Source organism: Intestinimonas massiliensis (ex Afouda et al. 2020), from assembly GCF_001244995.1.
GTDB classification, from domain to species: domain Bacteria; phylum Bacillota; class Clostridia; order Oscillospirales; family Oscillospiraceae; genus Intestinimonas; species Intestinimonas massiliensis.
In genome coordinates this window covers 1923176-1939724 of the sequence record NZ_LN869529.1, presented here as the reverse complement: position 1 = coordinate 1939724, position 16549 = coordinate 1923176, and the positions used below count along the sequence as shown (strand labels likewise).

General features: G+C 65.0%; 18 protein-coding genes and 2 tRNA genes. 12 read left to right on the top strand and 8 right to left on the bottom strand.

The genetic code is table 11. The features are described 5' to 3' along the window. From BN2154_RS13360 to BN2154_RS13345, 4 genes are all read right to left on the bottom strand, one after another. Positions 1-2058, bottom strand: coding sequence for a CocE/NonD family hydrolase (locus BN2154_RS13360; protein ID WP_050619248.1), 2058 nt, complete (start codon positions 2056-2058; stop codon positions 1-3). Positions 2059-2148: 90 nt separating this feature from the next. Next, positions 2149-2406, bottom strand: coding sequence for a hypothetical protein (locus BN2154_RS13355; RefSeq protein WP_050619247.1), 258 nt, complete (start codon positions 2404-2406; stop codon positions 2149-2151). 67 nt (positions 2407-2473) lie between these two features. After that, on the bottom strand, positions 2474-3394 hold the full coding sequence (locus BN2154_RS13350) for a pseudouridine-5'-phosphate glycosidase (RefSeq protein ID WP_050619246.1): 921 nt from the start codon (positions 3392-3394) through the stop codon (positions 2474-2476). Positions 3395-3445: 51 nt separating this feature from the next. Beyond that, a complete protein-coding gene (locus BN2154_RS13345; RefSeq protein ID WP_050619245.1) occupies positions 3446-4528 on the bottom strand; it encodes a PfkB family carbohydrate kinase in 1083 nt (360 codons plus the stop codon). A 143-nt stretch (positions 4529-4671) separates the two neighbouring features. Between BN2154_RS13345 and BN2154_RS13340 the strand changes: the two genes are divergently transcribed. From BN2154_RS13340 to asnS, 4 genes are all read left to right on the top strand, one after another. Beyond that, entirely contained in the window at positions 4672-5319 is a 648-nt protein-coding gene (locus tag BN2154_RS13340; protein WP_050619244.1) for a hypothetical protein, read from the top strand. Positions 5320-5621: 302 nt separating this feature from the next. Beyond that, positions 5622-6482: a DUF3021 family protein gene (locus BN2154_RS13335; protein ID WP_050619243.1), complete on the top strand. Its 861-nt coding sequence runs from the start codon at positions 5622-5624 to the stop codon at positions 6480-6482. After that, on the top strand, positions 6479-6871 hold the full coding sequence (locus BN2154_RS13330; protein WP_050619242.1) for a hypothetical protein: 393 nt from the start codon (positions 6479-6481) through the stop codon (positions 6869-6871). Before BN2154_RS13335 ends, BN2154_RS13330 begins: the two co-directional genes overlap by 4 nt. A gap of 121 nt (positions 6872-6992) precedes the next feature. Further along, on the top strand, positions 6993-8387 hold the full coding sequence (gene asnS, locus BN2154_RS13325; RefSeq protein ID WP_050619241.1) for an asparagine--tRNA ligase: 1395 nt from the start codon (positions 6993-6995) through the stop codon (positions 8385-8387). A 172-nt stretch (positions 8388-8559) separates the two neighbouring features. Here asnS and BN2154_RS13320 read toward each other — a convergent pair whose 3' ends face one another. The 4 genes from BN2154_RS13320 to BN2154_RS13305 all read right to left on the bottom strand — a co-directional run bounded on the left by BN2154_RS13320 (position 8560) and on the right by BN2154_RS13305 (position 10430). Next, entirely contained in the window at positions 8560-9453 is an 894-nt protein-coding gene (locus BN2154_RS13320) for a DMT family transporter (protein ID WP_050619240.1), read from the bottom strand. Between the two features lie 48 nt (positions 9454-9501). Beyond that, entirely contained in the window at positions 9502-10155 is a 654-nt protein-coding gene (locus BN2154_RS13315) for a trimeric intracellular cation channel family protein (RefSeq protein WP_050619239.1), read from the bottom strand. 89 nt (positions 10156-10244) lie between these two features. Continuing rightward, positions 10245-10329, bottom strand: a tRNA-Tyr gene (locus tag BN2154_RS13310). A 25-nt stretch (positions 10330-10354) separates the two neighbouring features. Next, positions 10355-10430 (bottom strand) — tRNA-Thr (locus tag BN2154_RS13305). Between the two features lie 70 nt (positions 10431-10500). Between BN2154_RS13305 and BN2154_RS13300 the strand changes: the two genes are divergently transcribed. The 8 genes from BN2154_RS13300 to pstA all read left to right on the top strand — a co-directional run bounded on the left by BN2154_RS13300 (position 10501) and on the right by pstA (position 16535). Then, entirely contained in the window at positions 10501-10692 is a 192-nt protein-coding gene (locus BN2154_RS13300; RefSeq protein WP_050619238.1) for a hypothetical protein, read from the top strand. A 21-nt stretch (positions 10693-10713) separates the two neighbouring features. Next, on the top strand, positions 10714-10944 hold the full coding sequence (locus BN2154_RS13295) for a hypothetical protein (protein ID WP_050619237.1): 231 nt from the start codon (positions 10714-10716) through the stop codon (positions 10942-10944). Beyond that, a complete protein-coding gene (locus tag BN2154_RS13290; protein ID WP_238072833.1) occupies positions 10925-11239 on the top strand; it encodes a sigma-70 family RNA polymerase sigma factor in 315 nt (104 codons plus the stop codon). Before BN2154_RS13295 ends, BN2154_RS13290 begins: the two co-directional genes overlap by 20 nt. A gap of 188 nt (positions 11240-11427) precedes the next feature. Then, positions 11428-12813 (top strand): RNA polymerase factor sigma-54, encoded by a 1386-nt coding sequence (rpoN, locus tag BN2154_RS13285; RefSeq protein ID WP_050619235.1) that lies wholly within the window; start codon positions 11428-11430, stop codon positions 12811-12813. A 59-nt stretch (positions 12814-12872) separates the two neighbouring features. After that, positions 12873-13526 carry an HAD family hydrolase gene (locus BN2154_RS13280; RefSeq protein WP_050619234.1) on the top strand — a complete coding sequence of 218 codons (654 nt, stop codon included), beginning with the start codon at positions 12873-12875 and terminating at the stop codon, positions 13524-13526. Between the two features lie 178 nt (positions 13527-13704). After that, a complete protein-coding gene (locus tag BN2154_RS13275; RefSeq protein WP_050619233.1) occupies positions 13705-14592 on the top strand; it encodes a phosphate ABC transporter substrate-binding protein in 888 nt (295 codons plus the stop codon). A gap of 125 nt (positions 14593-14717) precedes the next feature. Next, on the top strand, positions 14718-15578 hold the full coding sequence (gene pstC, locus BN2154_RS13270; RefSeq protein WP_050619232.1) for a phosphate ABC transporter permease subunit PstC: 861 nt from the start codon (positions 14718-14720) through the stop codon (positions 15576-15578). A gap of 3 nt (positions 15579-15581) precedes the next feature. Then, complete coding sequence (gene pstA, locus BN2154_RS13265; protein WP_050619231.1) at positions 15582-16535, top strand: phosphate ABC transporter permease PstA; 954 nt, start codon at positions 15582-15584, stop codon at positions 16533-16535. Positions 16536-16549 lie beyond the last annotated feature (14 nt).

Below are 16549 nucleotides of genomic sequence, written 5' to 3'. Positions count from 1 at the left end.
TTACGGCTGCGTTTCCTGCCAGGCGATGACCCGAGAGGGGCAGATGCCGCCGAAATGGATGCTGTTTTCCGCCGGGCGGACCTCTGTGCCGTCAAAGCCGGCGCCGGTGTTGCGGTTGGGAAAGAGGAAGTTCCTGGCGCCCGAGGTGACGGTGAGCCGCAGCCGATGGCCCGGCTGGAAGGCGGCGGAGAGCTTGGAGGTGCGGATGGACAGCTTGTAGACCCGCCCCGGCTCCATGAGCTTGGGGGCCCCGAACCCGTCGCGGTAGCGGGCGGAGAGCACCCCGTCGGCCAGCTTCCTGGACCGGCCGTGCTCGTCCACGTCGGTGATGCGGACGATGAAATCGGTGTCCGGCGCGTCGGAGGAGACGTAGAGCTCCACGGTGAAGTCCCCGGTGAGCACCAGGGGCTGGGTGAGCGCCGGCGTGGTGTAGGATAGTACATCGGGCCGCTGCTCCACCAGGGTGTAGTCCTCGGGCACCCCCAGCTCGTTTTCCGACAGGTCAATGATGTGCTCGGCCGGGTCGGCCGGGTCGTAGGTGTAGCTGTCGCAGCCCTGCTCCTCCGGCAGCGCGTCCGACAGCCCGCCTCCGGGAGTCAGGTAGAAGGAGACCGTTCGGCCCCCGGGCACCGGCCAGTTTCCGGCGGTCTTCCACTTCTCCTCACCGATGGTGTAGTAGCGCACCGTGGGCATGGCCTCGGCGCCGTTGTCCGCCCCCAGAAGGTGGTGGTCGAACCACTGGAGGAAGATGAGGTCGATGTCGTCGCGCAGCGCGCCGTTGCCCAGCGCCAGCCCGTGGAGGTCGTAGCGGGCGTTGCCGCTGTGGGGCCAGGGCCCCAGGATGATCTTACGCCGCCCGTCGGGGTAGTCCGCCGTCAGGTCCAGGGCCTCGGTGGTGCCGGCGCCGTTGTCGTCGAACCAGCCGGAGACGATGAGGGCGGGCACGTCCACGCCGGCCCCCCGCTCCGCCCAGTCCCCGGCCCGCCAGAAGTCGTCGTTGTCCGGGTGGGCCAGCCACTGGTGGAAGAAGGGGATGTCATAGCCCAGCGCCTTCCGAGGCAGGTCGGCCAGGGGCCGGATGTCCAGCACCTCGTCCCAGTCGTCCCGCTCCATCTTGGTGCCATCGAACTGCTGCTGCGAGACGGAGAAGGCCCAGGCCAGCATCCCGGACACCAGGGAGCCCCCCTTCCGGGGCAGGTCGTGGAAGGCGCTGCCGGCGCAGACCACGCTGATGAGGGCCTTCAGGTGGGGATTCCGGGACGCGGCGGCCGCCCACTGGACATAGCCCAGGTAGGAGCCGCCCACCATGCCCACGCTGCCGTCGCACCAATTCTGGGCGGCGATCCAGTTGAGGGTGTCGTCGCCGTCCTCGGTCTCAAAGTGGTTGGGAATCCATGCCCCGCCGCTCTTGTTTCGGCCCCGCACGTCCTGGAGCACCACGGCGTAGCCCCGGTAGGCGTATCGCATGTAGTTGTCCAGCTCGTCCTCCTTGCCGTAGGGGGTGCGCACCAGCACGGCGGGCACGGGCCGGTCCGTCTGGGGCAGCAGCAGGGAGGTGGACAAAGCCACCCCGTCCCGCATGGGCACCTCCAGGTTTTCCACCCGCCGGACCGGGAGGATGGGCTCGGGGCGGTAGGCCCGCCACCGGGCCAGAACGGTGGCATCCTCGCAGCCCTCCCGGACCAGCACGTGGACCCGCTCCCGGCTGGGGCAGGTGAAGGCCGCCAGCCTTCCACCGGAGACGGTGACGTTCCAGGGGTATTTGATCTCCCGCTGAGCCCAGCGCACACCGTCGTCGCTAAGGTAGCGGGCGCCCCAGGAGGTCTCCACCTCCGGGGGGCCGGGGAAGAGCCGCTCGTATTCCGCCATGCGCCCGGCCAGGGCCTCCAGGTCGAAGTGGGTCAGGGCCAGATAGCCGGCCGCCGCCTCGGCGGAGAGGGGCTGGAAGGGGGCAAGGACGGCGGTCTCGGGGTCCAGGGGAGCGTGGAGCACCCCGCAGGGCGTGAACCGCAGGTCGGCGCAGCGGATACCGGAGACATAGAGATGCCAGATACACATAATAACGACCCCTTTCACGATACAAGATATTCTCGAGCAAAGCTATTTTGTATAAAAACAATAAAGGCAGGGGACCATGGTCCCCTGCCTTTATTGTTCCTCTTTGCGCTCCCGACGCTTGTCGATGAGCGAGCCGATGGCAATGCCCATAATAGCGCCGAAGACGGGACCCAGGACCGGCTCGTGGGTGCCCATACCGATGAAGACCCCCAACACCAGGCCGGGAATGGCCAGGGCCCAGGTCCAGACAGGCTTTTTGGCCATGTTGGAATCGTCCTTGACCTTCCCGAAGTAGGGGTTGTACGGACCTTCCTGAGCCGGGTCCTTGCCTTTTTTCCTGCGCGCCATTGCCGTCGCTCCCTTCGCCGTAGGCTGATGAGCTCATTCTAGCATAAAGGGAGCCGTTTGTCCATGCTTAGAGCCTGCACAGCTCGGCGGCGGTCTGCGCGGCCAGGCGGGCGTTGTGGAAGACGAGCTGGATGTTGGAAGCCAGACTGTCGCCGCCGGTGAGATCCTTGATGGTGGCCAGCAGGAAGGGAGTGGTGGCCTTGCCGTGGATGCCCTGCTCCTTGGCCATGGCCACGGCCTGTTCAATGGCGGCGCTGATGACCGCGTGGTCCATGGAGTACTCCTCGGGGATGGGGTTGGTGACCAGCATGCCGCCCTTAAGGCCCATCCCCTGGCTGGCGTGAAAGGCGGCGGCCAGCTCGGCGGGGGAGTCCAGCTCGTAGTCCACGGAAAAGCCGCTCTTGCGGGTGTAGAAGGCGGGCAGCTCCTTGGTGCCGTAGCCGATGACGGGAACGCCGTGGGTCTCCAGGTATTCCAGGGTCAGTCCCAGGTCCAGGATGGACTTGGCGCCGGCGCACACCACCATGACGGGGGTCTGGGCCAGCTCCTCCAGGTCGGCGGAGATGTCCATGGTGGTCTCAGCGCCCCGGTGGACGCCGCCGATGCCGCCGGTGGCAAAGACCTGGATGCCCGCCATGTGGGCAATGATCATGGTGGTGGTGACGGTGGTGGCGCCGTCCTCGCCCCGGGCCACCAGCACCGCCAGGTCCCGGCGGCTGGCCTTGTTGACGGCCTGGCCCTTTTTGCCCAGATACTCGATCTCGTCGTGGGACAGACCGGCCTTCAGGCGTCCGCCCAGGATGGCGATGGTGGCGGGCACGGCGCCGTTGTCCCGGATGATGGACTCCACCTGGAGGGCGGTCTCCACGTTCTGAGGGTAGGGCATGCCGTGGGAGATGATGGTGGACTCCAAGGCCACCACGGGCTTACCGGCGGCGAGGGCGGCGGCCACCTCGGGGGAGACGTCCAGATACGAGTTGAGAGACATATTGATTACCTCCAAAATGATAAAATACAAATTAAGATGGATGGGATCGGTTCAGAGCCCGGCGCGGGCCCGGACGGCGCAGGCGTTTAGGGCGGGGTTGATGGTCTCCGCCCCCTCCATGGCGATGGCGGAGGCAGTCAGACCGGCCCGGGCGGCCTCCTCCAGCCCCAGCCCCTCCAGCCAGCCCCAGGCCAGGGCGGCCATGAAGGCGTCGCCGCAGCCGGTGGTGTTGACCATCTTGGCTCTCCCGCAGGGAACCTTAATCCGCCCGCCCTGGTAGTCGGCGGCGTACACCCCGTCGCCCCCCAGGGAGATGAACACCCGGTGAAGCCCGGTGGACAGCAGCGCGTCGGCACAGCGGGCCAGGCTTTCGTCATCGGTGATGGCCACGCCGGAGAGCAGCTCGGCCTCGATGCGGTTGGGCTTGAGGGTGTGGAGCCGGCCCAGGACCGGCTTGACCTTGACGGCCTTGGCGGTAGACACTGGGTCCACGAACACGGGGGCCTTGCAGTGTGACGCGATCCAGGCCAGGGTCGGCTCGGGGATGTTGGTGTCGCAGATGACCAGCCGGGCGTTGTTCAGAAGCGGCTCCTTGCCGGCCAGGAATTGGGGGGTCAGGTGGTCGTAGATCTCCATGTCGGACACGGCCAGCTCCATATCCCCCTTTTCGTCGGTGAGGAAGAGGTAGGTGGAGGTGGAAGCGCCGGGCACCTGCAGGCTGTGGGCCAGGTCAATGCCCAGCTCGATGCAGGAGGTGGTGATTTTCTGAGCGTATACGTCGTCCCCCAGGGCGGTGATCATGCGCACGTCCAGCCCCAGCAGGGCCATGTTGTGGGCGATGTTGCGGCCCACGCCGCCCAGGCTCATCCGCACCCGGCCGGGGTTGGAGTCCTGCCGGACCAGGGGGGCCAGGGGGGTGCCGCCGATGTCCATGTTCACCCCGCCCACCACCACCGCGTAGGGGGCGGTGCGGACGATGTAGCCCTTGCCGTCGATGTAGCCCTTTTTCATCAGATTGGAGATGTGGACGGCCACCGATGAGCGGGTGATGCCCGCCCGGTCGGCCAGCTCCTGCTGGGAGATCAGGGGATTTTCCTGAATCCACTGAAGGATCTGGGCTTCCCGCTGGGTCATGGGGACACCTCCTAAGCAATTATTTATACAAGTAATCACATGATTAGTTTACCTGCTTTTTTCAAAAAGTCAAGGGTATTTTGCCCGGAGGGAACAAAAAAGACCCGGCAGCGTCTGAAGAAAGAAAAAGGAGGTCTGCGGCTATGAAAAAAGCCATGCAGACGGCCCTGCTGTTGGGCCTTGCCCTGCTGGCGGGCTGCGCCGCCCCGGGGGCGGTTTCCCCCGCTCCCACGCCGGAGCTGACAGAGTCCCCGGAGGCCGCGGCCACAGGCCCGGTGGATTCGGCGCCCTGGTTTGCCACCTTCACCGCCCAGTTTGGCAACGTCTCCGCAGTGGAGCACACCAGGACGGAGCGGGACGACCGCTGCGGACTCTATCTCCAGGTGCTGGAGGACCTGTGGGCGGTGGATGAGGGCCTCAACGGGGATATCACGGAGCTGGGTGTGGACCTCAGCTCGGTTACCGACCTGTCCGAGAGCGAGAAGGCCGCCGTGGCCTGGGCCTTCGGCAATGCCCACGGTCTGATGCCGGTGGAGGGGACGCTGGAGGAGTTGTGGGAGCAGGGGTATTTGACCCGGATGACGGAGCCGGCGGAGGGCTATGCCGACTCCCTGGCCCTCTACTACTGGGAGGGGGGCGTCCTCTTCTCCGTGAGCGGCTGCGCGAGGGATGGCTTCAATGCCCAGAAGTGGCGCTCCGGGCTGGGGGCCTACTTCTTCCAGGACTGCACCGCTGTCCAGGCTGACGACGGGACCTGGACCTACGCCGTGGGGAGCGAGGCCATTTCCTGACCGAATATCCATAAAATAAGGCCGTCTGTCCCGGACCAGTGGACAGACGGCCCTTTTATGCCCTATACTGAAGGGGAAAGGGGGCGGAGACTTGAAGGTGGAAATAAAGATCGACCCGGCGCGGGCCGAGCCCACGGTCACCGTCACGGCCCCCGCCCTCACCGAGGAGGTCCGGGCCCTGGTCCGGAGCCTGGAGCCCCGGAGCCTGACGGGCTGGCGGGGGGCGCGGCGGTGTGCTGGGTCTCCCGGCGGTATGTGCCCAAGATCAAGCAGGCCCTGGGCCTGGGGAGGGGGAGAAGAGCATGACGGACGTACAGAAACAGTGGATAAAGCGCATCCTCATCGGCGGATTTGTGGGGCTGGCCCTCATGGCGGCGGGGGTCGTCTGCATCGGCAGCATCACCCTGTCCGGCGGCCGGCCGGACTACCGCCATCTCCAGTGGGTCACCCACGGCGCGGCGGCCTTTTTCGGCTCCGAGGGCCTGGCCCAGGCGGCCCAGTGCGCCGTCACCTTTGCTCTGGGCGCTTCGGTGGGGGTGGCCACCCTGCCCTTCGACAACTATGGCCCCGCCCTGGCCGCCCGGTCCTTGCTCCACTTTGCCGTTACGGGAGGGCTGGTGCTCCTGCTGGGCTGGCTGCTGGAGCTGGTCGGGTCCAGCCCGGCGGCCGTTCTGCTGCTTCTGGGGCTCTATACCTTCCTCTATCTGACGGTGTGGCTGGTACGGTGGCTGGGCTGGCGGGCCGAGCTGGACGACCTGCGTTCCGCCCTGGACCTGCCTGCGCCGTCGCCGTCCCGCCTCAACGGGCGGGAGAGCCTGCCTTACGCCCTGCTGCTGGCCGGATTCTTCCTGCTGCTGCGCCCGCTGGCGGAGGTGCTGGACGCCCCTGATGTGCCCGTGCTGCGGGCGCTGCTCCTGCCCTGGCTGGCCTACCCCTTCGTAGCGTTGCTGACGGGCTGGGCCTCCGGCCTGGCCCGGGGGCTGTGCCCTCTGGTGCCCCTGACCGCGTTTGTGAGCTTCCTGCCCAATCTGTTCTGGCCCCATGTGCCCTATGATTGGCAGCAGGGGGTTGTCTATGCCCTGCTGGCCCTGGGCGCCAATCTGCTGGCCGCCGTGGTGCGGCGGTGGCGGCGGCGCGGGGAGGAGAGAGGAGGGGCGCGATGAAGCGGGGGCTCTGGCTGGGCGGGGTCCTGGGCGCGTTGGCCCTGACCACGGCGTGCAACTGGGCGGGCGCCTGGTACGGCGGCCCGGCGGGGCCGGTCAACGTGCTGGGCACCGGGTGCTATGTGGTGTTCTGGGCGGTGTTTACCTTCCTGGCGGGGGAGGACAGCCGGCTCCGGACGGTCTCCCTGGCGGCGGGGGCCATCCATTTTTTCTCCGCCGTCATGGGACTGCTGGGGCGGACCTGGCTGGGCGCCCTGGCCCTGCCCTTCGCAGCTCCCGCCGCCGTGGCGTTTTACGGCCTGTCGGCCTGGCTGGGCTGGACGGGCCTCTATGCCGCCGCCGCAGGGCTGTCGGCGCTGTGGGTATTCTGGGTGACGACCCGGCGGTAAAGCAAGAAAAGTGGGCCCTGGGGTCATTCCGCCTCACAAACCCTTGTAAAATCCCGCAGGAGTCCTTATAATATAGGGTACTGTGGAACCCTACAACGACGTAGAGAGAGGAAGTAAACCCATGGAACGCACAAAGATTGCTCAGATTTTTGCCGATCAGGAGCACTTCGGCGGCCGGGAGGTCCGGATTTCCGGCTGGGCCCGCACCATCCGGGACATGAAGACCTTCGGCTTCATCGAGCTCAACGACGGCTCCTGCTTCAAAAACCTCCAGGTGGTGATGGAGGCCGCCGCCCTGTCCAACTATAAGGAGATCGCCGGGCAGAACGTGGGCGCCGCCCTGACGGTGGCCGGCACGGTGGTCCTGACGCCCGGGGCCAAGCAGCCCCTGGAGGTGAAGGCCACCTCCATCACGGTAGAGGGCCCCTCCGCTCCGGAGTACCCTTTGCAGAAGAAGCGCCACAGCGTGGAGTACCTGCGCACGATCCAGCATCTGCGGCCCCGGACCAACCTGTTTTCGGCCACCTTCCGGGTGCGGAGCGTGGCGGCCCACGCCATCCACACCTTCTTCCAGGAGCGGGGCTTCGTCTATGTCCACACCCCCATCATCACCGCCTCCGATTGCGAGGGGGCGGGCGAGATGTTCCGGGTGACCACCCTGGATCTGGACAACGTGCCCAAGACCGGGGACGGGGCCGTGGACTACACCCAGGACTTCTTCGGCAAGCCGGCCAACCTGACGGTGTCCGGCCAGCTCAACGCGGAGAACTTTGCCATGGCCTTTGGGGACGTGTATACCTTCGGCCCCACCTTCCGGGCGGAGAAGTCCAACACCACCCGCCACGCCGCCGAGTTCTGGATGATCGAGCCGGAGATGGCCTTCTGCGACCTGGCCGGCGACATGGACGTGGCCGAGGCCATGATCAAGTTTATCATCCGCACGGTGCTGGAGAAGTGCCCCGACGAGATCAACTTCTTCAACTCCTTTGTGGATAAGGGCCTGAAAGAGCGGCTGGAGCATGTGGCCTCCTCCGACTTCGGCCGGGTGAGCTACACCGAGGCCATCGAGCTGCTGAAGCAGTCGGGCCACAAGTTTGACTATCCGGTGGACTGGGGCTGCGACCTCCAGACCGAGCACGAGCGGTACCTCACCGAGCAGGTCTTTCAAAAGCCGGTGTTCGTCACCGACTATCCCCAGGAGATCAAGGCCTTCTATATGCGCCTGAACGACGACGGCAGGACCGTGGCGGCCGCCGACTGCCTGGTGCCGGGCATCGGCGAGATCATCGGCGGGTCCCAGCGCGAGGAGCGGCTGGACGTCCTGGAGCGCCGCATCCGGGAGCTGGGCATGGCCCCCCAGGACTACTGGTGGTACCTGGATCTGCGCCGCTACGGTGGATGCAGGCACGCCGGCTTCGGCCTGGGCTTCGAGCGCATGGTGATGTACCTCACCGGCGTGGGCAACATCCGCGACGTTCTGCCCCACCCGCGCACGGTGGGCAACGCCGAGTTCTGAAAAATGAGATTGCACAAGGCCGCCGTCTGGAGGACTCCAGACGGCGGCCTTGTGCGTGTTGCTGTCCCATGTCTGGGACTTTTTATAGAACGAAAGTTCGATAAAATTCCTTAGTTGTATTGACGCGGGCGGAAAAAAAGTGCTATGATGGGCATGCAATAGAACATGAGTTCTATTCGGCGGCGGCCGGATCGGCGGCCTCCGCGGGCTTGAACCGGGCCATGAGGAACACGGCGGCCAGAATGATGAGGCTGCCCAGAGCCTTGGCGGGGGTGACGGGCTCGGACAGGACCAGGATGCCGCACAGGTTGCTGGCGATGGGCTCCAGCAGGGAGAAAATGGCGGCGGTGGTGGCGCTGAGGTAGCAGATGCCGATCTGGAACAGGACCACGCCCAGGAAGGAGGTGCACAGGGCGACCAGGAGGGTGAGCAGCATGGCCTTGGGCGGCAGGGCGAAGACGATCTGGCGGGTGGGGATGTGGACGGCCAGCATGGCGCAGGACACGCCGATGGCCATGTAGAAGGAGACCACAAGGGGGTCCATCTCCCGGATGACGGTTTTTTCGGTGCACACCATGTAGCAGGCGTAGGTAAAGCCGGAGATGGTGGCCAGGGCGAGGCCGGCGCCGGAGACGGGGCCGCTGTCCCGCTCCAGAAAGCAGAGCACGCCGATGCCGGCCAGGACCAGGGCGGCCAGGCGGACCCGGCCCAGCCGGTCGTGAAAGACGACCCGGCACAGGACGGCCACAAAGACGGGATAGAGGAAGTGGAGGGTGGTGGCGATGCCGATGCCCACGAAGCGGTAGGAGTCGTAGAGCATGAGGGTGGTGAAGCCCCGTCCCAGGATGCCCACCGCCAGGACCGTGGCGAGCTGCCGGGGGGAGATACGCAGGGAGATCTTGCGGAGGCGCAGCAGGAGGAAGATAGGGAGGATGACCAGCGCGTTGCGATAGAAGGTGAGGGTAAGGGCGTTGCTGCCCATGCCGTAGGTCAGACGGCCCAGCAGCGGGGTGACGCCGAAGAGCAGGGCGGAGAGCGCGGTACAGAAGATGCCTTTGCGGTGCACGATGCATTCCTCCAGTGGATGGTGATAGACGGGACAGGGAGCGTGGCATCAGCGCCGCGCCCCGCCGGGGCTTGGGCTGGCTTTGGGCAGGTTCCAGCGGAAGTAGGCTGCGCACAGGCGCAGGGCCACCACCGCCGCCGCGCCCAAAAGAGTGGCGGCCGTACTGCCCAGCGGCATCCAGGCCAGGGAGCAGAGCAGCGCCCCGATGAGGGAGGCGCAGGCGTAGAAGTGCTTGACGAAGATGTAGGGGGTGTCGCCGGCCAGCACGTCACGGAGCACGCCGCCGCCCACGCCGGTGATCACGCCCACGAAGGCCAGCAGGAAGATGCTGTAGGAGCTGGATACGCTGTAGGCGCTCTGAACGCCGACCACGGTGAATACGCCCAGTCCGATGGAGTCCATCAGCAGCATGACTACGTCGTACAGACGGCTCCCCCGCTCCAGGCGGCTCCGGACGGCGGGGAGAAAGACGGCGATGGAGGTGGCGATGGCAATCAGGGCGTAGACCGGGTCCTGAAAGGTGACCGGGGGCGTGATCCCCAGGACCAGGTCCCGGATCACGCCGCCGCCGACGGCGGTACACAGACCGAGGATGGCGACGCCAAAGATATCCATGCCCTTTTTCAGGCCGACCATCGCACCGGATGCAGCAAAGGCGATGGTGCCAATCAGTTCCAAAACGAAGAAAAGGGTCTCCGACATGTGGGCTTCCTGCTTTCTCTGTGGGATGGAAAAAAGGGAGGTGAAGCTTGACAAAAAAGGTCGGAGCAAGCGGTAAGCTTGCTCCGACGTGGTGGAGGAGGGTGGATTCGAACCACCGAAGCGTTAAGCAGCAGATTTACAGTCTGTCCCCTTTGGCCACTCGGGAACTCCTCCATATTCAGTTTGCGTCCCGTGACGATGGAGCTGGTGGACGGACTCGAACCCCCGACCTGCTGATTACAAATCAGCTGCTCTACCAACTGAGCTACACCAGCACTTAGCTCGTCCACAGCAACGGTTATTCTACCAGAAAGGAGTTTGGTTGTCAACCAGAAAAATTCGAAAATGCAGATTTTCTTTTGGGGAGGCAGTTACGAGGAGCGGGAGGATACGGACGGACCCGCTGCGGGATGTGCAGCGGGAGGCGCCGAAGGCGTGGTGCTGCCGGTGCGGCGGGGAGCTCTACCGCTGGGACCGGGCGGTGCCGACGGCGGCGGGGCCGCTGTGCGCCGGGTGCGCCTGGGAACGGAGACCTAGGGAGGCATCAGAGAAAAAAGAATGACCCTGTTGGAATTATCAAGCGAATACCGGGCCCATGCCCAGGTTCTGAAAGGACGCATTCGGGAGCTGGAGGCCCGTTTTCCGGACCTGCCGGAGGAGGAGCGCTGCTGCATGGCGGAGCGCATCCATATGCTCACCGCCATGTGGCGGGAGGCCAGGGACCTGGCCGTGCTGACCGAACGGTATTACGAGAGGGGGTATCGCCGCAATGCCAGATACACGTTATAGGCGGGGGCGGGCCTATGCGGCGGATATGGCGGTCTACGCCCGCAGTATGGCCTCCGACAACAGCGCGCAGCTCGACCGGGTGAAGCGGAACCTGGTCCGGGCCCTTCGGGAGGACGTAACGGCCCGGCAGCGGGAGTTCCTGCTGCTCTACTACGGCCAGGGCCTCAACATGCGGGAGATCGGGGAAAAGCTGGGGGTGGACAAGTCCACCGTCTCCCGGACGATCAAGCGTGGAGAGGCCCGGCTCCGGCGCTGCCTGCGCTACGGCGCAAAGGCGTTTTTGGAAGAGGAATAGGGCTTTGCCCCCGGTCCGGACCGCCCGGATCGGGGGCTTTTTCGGGCCGTTCTGCGGTTCGAACCGCATTTTCTACCGATAAGAGTGCCGCCGGGCGGCCCAGTTTCCGTTGTATTTTGACTCCGGCTGTGGTACAATTAAAAGGATAGAAAACAGTCGAATGAAACCTGTGGAATGGAGGAAGCAACATGGAACTGAGCATGTCGATGAAGCAGACACAAACTCTTTCGCCCCAGATGATGCAGTCCATGGAAATCCTCCAGATGGGTTCTCAGGAGCTGCTGGAGTACATCCAGGATCAGGTCCAGGAGAATCCGGTACTGGAGATGGAGGAGAAATACGGCAAGGGGGACGACACGGCGGTGCTGCAGCGGAAGCTGGAGTGGCTGGAGTCCACCGACGCGCAGAACCGCTACTATCACCAGCAGGACACCGAGGACGACGAGAAGGACCCGATCTCCAATTACGGCACCGTAGACGAGCGGGAGGAGAACCTGTATCTCTATGTGCTGTCCCAACTGGAGGTGATGGATCTGGAACCGGAGCTGCTCCCGGTGGGGCGCTTTTTGGTGGAGAGCCTGAACCAGAACGGCTGGCTGGACGAGAGCGTGGAGGATCTGGCGGAGGAGCTGGGCAAGCCGGTGGAGGAGGTAGAGAAGGCCCTGGCGGCGGTGCAATCCCTGGAGCCCGCGGGCGTGGGGGCCCGGAATCTGTCGGAGTGCCTGGTGCTGCAATTGCAGCGCCGGCATGAGGACAGCGAGCTGGCCATCCGGATTGCGCGGGATTACCTGGACCCCCTGAGCAAGAGCCGCTACGGTCTCATCGCCAAGAGCCTTGGGGTCTGCCAGGAGGAGGTGCGGACGGCCTGCGATCTGATTCGCACGCTGAACCCCCGGCCGGGCGGCGGCTTTGCCGCCCGGGAGAACCTGGTCTACATTAACCCCGACCTCTTTGTGGTCAACTTTCCCGACCACTTTGAGCTACTCACCAACGACTACTTTTTCCCCGACCTGAACATCAGCGGCTATTACTGCCGGATGCTCAAGAGCACCGAGGACAACGAGGTCAAGGACTATCTGATGGGCAAGGTGCGGCAGGCCAAGTGGGTGGTCCACAGCATCGAGCAGCGGCGCTCCACCCTTCTGCGGTGCGCTGAGTGCATCCTGGAGCTCCAGGAGGAATTTTTCCGCCGGGGCCCCGGCCATCTGAAGCCCATGTGCCTGGCGGACATCGCCCAGAAGGTGGGGGTCCACGAGTCCACCGTCAGCCGGACGGTGCGGGACAAGTATCTCCAGTGTGCCAGCGGGGTCTACCCTCTGAGCTACTTCTTTTCCCGCAGCCTGGGCGCGCCGGCGGCCCGACCGGGCACGGAGGAGAACGCCTCCTCCCCCGACTTTGCCAAGGCTCTGCTGAAAAAGCTGATCGGCGGGGAGGACAAGCACAAGCCGCTGTCGGACCAAAAGCTGTGTGAGCGGATGGCCCGGGAGGGCTGTGAGCTCTCCCGGCGCACGGTGGCCAAATACCGGGACGAGCTGGGCATCCCCAGCACCACCGGACGAAAGCAGTACGAGTGAACACGGATGCGGGGCGCCGCGGGGCGGCCCCGCGTTTCCATGGAGAGGAGAGGGTTCCAATGGTCTATCCGGCCGTTCTGTTCGATTTTGACTATACCCTGGGAGACGCCACCGACGCCATCGTTGCCGGCTTTGCCGCGGGCTTTGCCGCGCTGGGCCTGCCGGAGCCCGACCGGGAGGCCGTCCGCCGCACCGTGGGAATGCAGGTGACGGACGCCTATACCCTGCTGACGGGGGACGAGAGCGAGGCGCGCCGGCAGACCTTTTACCAGCACTTCCGGGCGGTGGCCCGGGAGCTGCAGGCCAAGGGCCAGGTGAGCCTGTTCCCCGGGGCGGGGGAGCTGTTGTCCGCCCTGCGGGCGGCGGGGGTGGCCACGGCAGTGGTGAGCACCAAGCACACCGACACCCTGGAGCGCATCTTTGCCCGGCACGGCCTGGATCAGATGTTTTCCTTCGTCATCGGCGGGGACCGGGTGAGCCGCCCCAAGCCCGACCCGGAGGGCCTGACCGCCGGCCTGGCCCGGCTGGGTCTGACGGCCCGGCAGGCGCTGTACTGCGGCGACACGGTCATCGACGCCCAGACCGCCCAGGCCGCGGGGACGGACTTCTGCGCCGTCCTCAACGGCACCACGCCGGCGGCCGCCTTCGTCCCCTACCCCAGCGTCCATATCGCCCCGGATCTGCCTGATCTGCGGCGCTGGCTGGGTTTGTAAAACGAAAAAAGAAATTGTAAAGCGTCCTTCCGCATGGCGGAGGGGCGTTTTTCTTTACAAAGGGGGCAGACTATGCTTTACACAGACTTTACGAAGAGCTGAAGGACAACTTTACAAAAGCCCTGTATACTGTAAATCGTTCCGAGAAACCATATTTGGATTGGAGAATGAAAACAAAATGAAAAAGAGTCTTGCCTTGATTTGCTCCCTGGCCCTGTGCTTGGGCCTCTTTGCCGGCTGCTCCAGCAGCAACGCCGGCGGTTCCGCCTCTCCCTCCGCCTCCGTCCCCGCCAGCCCCTCTCAGGAGGCTTCCCAGGCTCCCGCCGCGCTGTCCGGCGTGGTCAACACCGACGGCTCCACCTCCATGGAGAAGGTGGTCAAGGTCCTGTCCGAGTCCTTCATGCAGGACAACGGCGGCGTCACCATCAACTACAACGGCTCCGGCTCCGGCACCGGCATCCAGTCCGTCATCGACGGCACCTGCGATCTGGGCCTGTCCTCCCGTGAGCTGGAGGACGAAGAGGCCGCCAACGGCGCCGTGGCCCATGTGGTGGCCCTGGACGGCGTGGCCATCGTGGTCAACCCCGCCAACACCGTGGCCGACCTGACGGTGGAGCAGATCGCCAAGATCTACACCGGCGAGATCGCCGACTGGTCCGAGCTGGGCGGCGTGGCCGGCCCCATCGCGGTCATCGGTCGTGAGGCTGGCTCCGGCACCCGCGGCGCCTTTGAGGAGATCGTGGGCGTGAAGGACGCCTGCAAGTACACCAACGAGTACTCCTCCACCGGCGACGTCATCGGCAACGTGGCCTCCAACCCCAGCGCCATCGGCTACGCCTCCCTGTCCGCTCTGAACGACACCGTCAAGGCGGTGGACGTGGCGGGTGTGGAGTGCACCGAGGCCACGGTCCAGGACGGCACCTACGCCATCCAGCGCCCCTTCCTCATCGTCACCAAGGACGGCGCCCAGCTCTCCGACGCGGCCCAGGCCTTCCTGGACTACGCTATGAGCGGCGATGTGGCCGAACTGATCGTGAAGGCCGGCGCGGTGCCCCCCGCGAAGTAAACAAGCGCAATCGAAACGGATACTCAAGGCGCGCGCCGGCCCGGTGCGTGTCTTGGGTTTCCGCCCTATCAAAGAGATTCCAGAGTGGAATGGAAAGGTTGATCCCGTTGAAACTGACTCGTCGCATGAGCCCTGCGGAGACGGCCATGCACACCCTCTTTTTTGTCTGCGGCTTCATCGCGGTGGCCTTTGTGCTGCTGATCACGGTCTATCTGATCCTCTCCGGGCTGCCCGCCATCCGGGAAATCGGCCTGGTGGATTTCCTGTTTGGCAAGACGTGGGATTCCACCAACAAGACCGACCCGCAGTTCGGCATCCTACCCTTCATCCTCACCTCCATCTACGGCACGGCCGGGGCCATTCTCATCGGAGTGCCCATCGGCTTTATGACGGCGGTGTTTTTGGCGAAGGTGGCGCCCCCCAAGGTGGCGGCGGTGGTCCGCCCGGCGGTGGACCTGCTGGCGGGCATCCCCTCCCTGGTCTACGGCCTGGTGGGCATGGTGGTGCTGCTGCCCGCCATTCGCAACCTGTTCGGCCTGCCCGCCGGCGACAGCCTGCTGGCCGCCATCATCGTGCTGGCCGTGATGATCCTGCCCTCCATCATCTCGGTGTCCGAGACCGCCCTCAAGGCGGTGCCCAGGGAGTATGAGGAGGCATCCCTGGCCCTGGGCGCCACCGAGATCGAGACCTATTTCCGGGTCTCCGTCCCGGCGGCCAAAAGCGGCATCGCCGCCTCGGTGGTGCTGGGCATCGGCCGGGCCATCGGCGAGGCCATGGCCATCCTGATGGTGGCGGGCAACGTGGCCAATATGCCCTCTTTGCTCAAAAGCGTCAAGTTTCTCACCACCGCCGTGGCCAGCGAGATGTCCTATTCCTCCGGCCTGCAGCGGCAGGCCCTGTTTTCCATCGGCCTGGTGCTGTTTCTGTTCATCATGCTCATCAATATCCTGCTCAATCTGGTCTTAAAACGGGAGAAGGAGGGGTAAGCTATGGACGAAGTCAAGGAAGGCGTCAGGCCCAAAACTGCCGAACGGAGGGATACCGTGAAAGAGCAACATCCCCTCTCTCTCAGCCGCCGGGTCTATGACCGGACCCTCCGGGGGCTGCTGTACCTGTGCGCGGGGCTGACCTGCGCCCTGCTGCTGTTTTTGATCGGCTACATCTTTTACCGGGGCCTGCCCCACATCACCTGGGAGCTGGTCTCCACCCAGGAGAGCATCCTCAACGACACCACCGGCATCCTGCCCAGCATTTTGAACACGGTGTACGTGGTGGTGGTGACCATGCTGGTGGTGCTGCCGCTGGGCGTGGGGGCGGCGGTCTACTTGACGGAGTACGCCTCCAACCGCCGGCTGGTCGCGGCCATCGAGTTTGCCACCGAGACCCTGGCGGGCATCCCCTCCATCATCTATGCCATGGTGGGGGTGCTGATCTTCAGCCAGTTCATGAGCCTGGGCAAGACTCTGCTGGCGGCCTCCCTGACTCTGGTCATCCTGACTCTGCCCACCATTATCCGCACCACCCAGGAGTCGCTCAAGACGGTGCCCCAGTCCTACCGGGAGGGCTCGCTGGGCCTGGGCTCGGGCAAGTGGCACATGATCCGCACCGTGGTGCTGCCCAACTCCATCGACGGCATCGTCACCGGCTGCATCCTGTCGGTGGGGCGCATCGTGGGGGAGTCGGCGGTGCTGATGTTTACCGCCGGCATGTCCACCACGCTCAACCGCTTTTTCGTCTGGAACGGCGACTTGGGCGCCAGCCTGGCCCAGACCTGGCAGGGCCTGACCCAGAGCTCCGGTGCCACCCTCACCGTGGCCCTGTACGTCTTTGCCAAGGAGCGGGCCCAGTTTGACATCGCCTTTGCCATCGGGGCCATCCTGATGATCATCACTCTGCTCATCAACCTGTGCGCCAAGCTGGTGGGCAAAAAGCTCAAAAAGTAAGAAGGAGCGGCAGC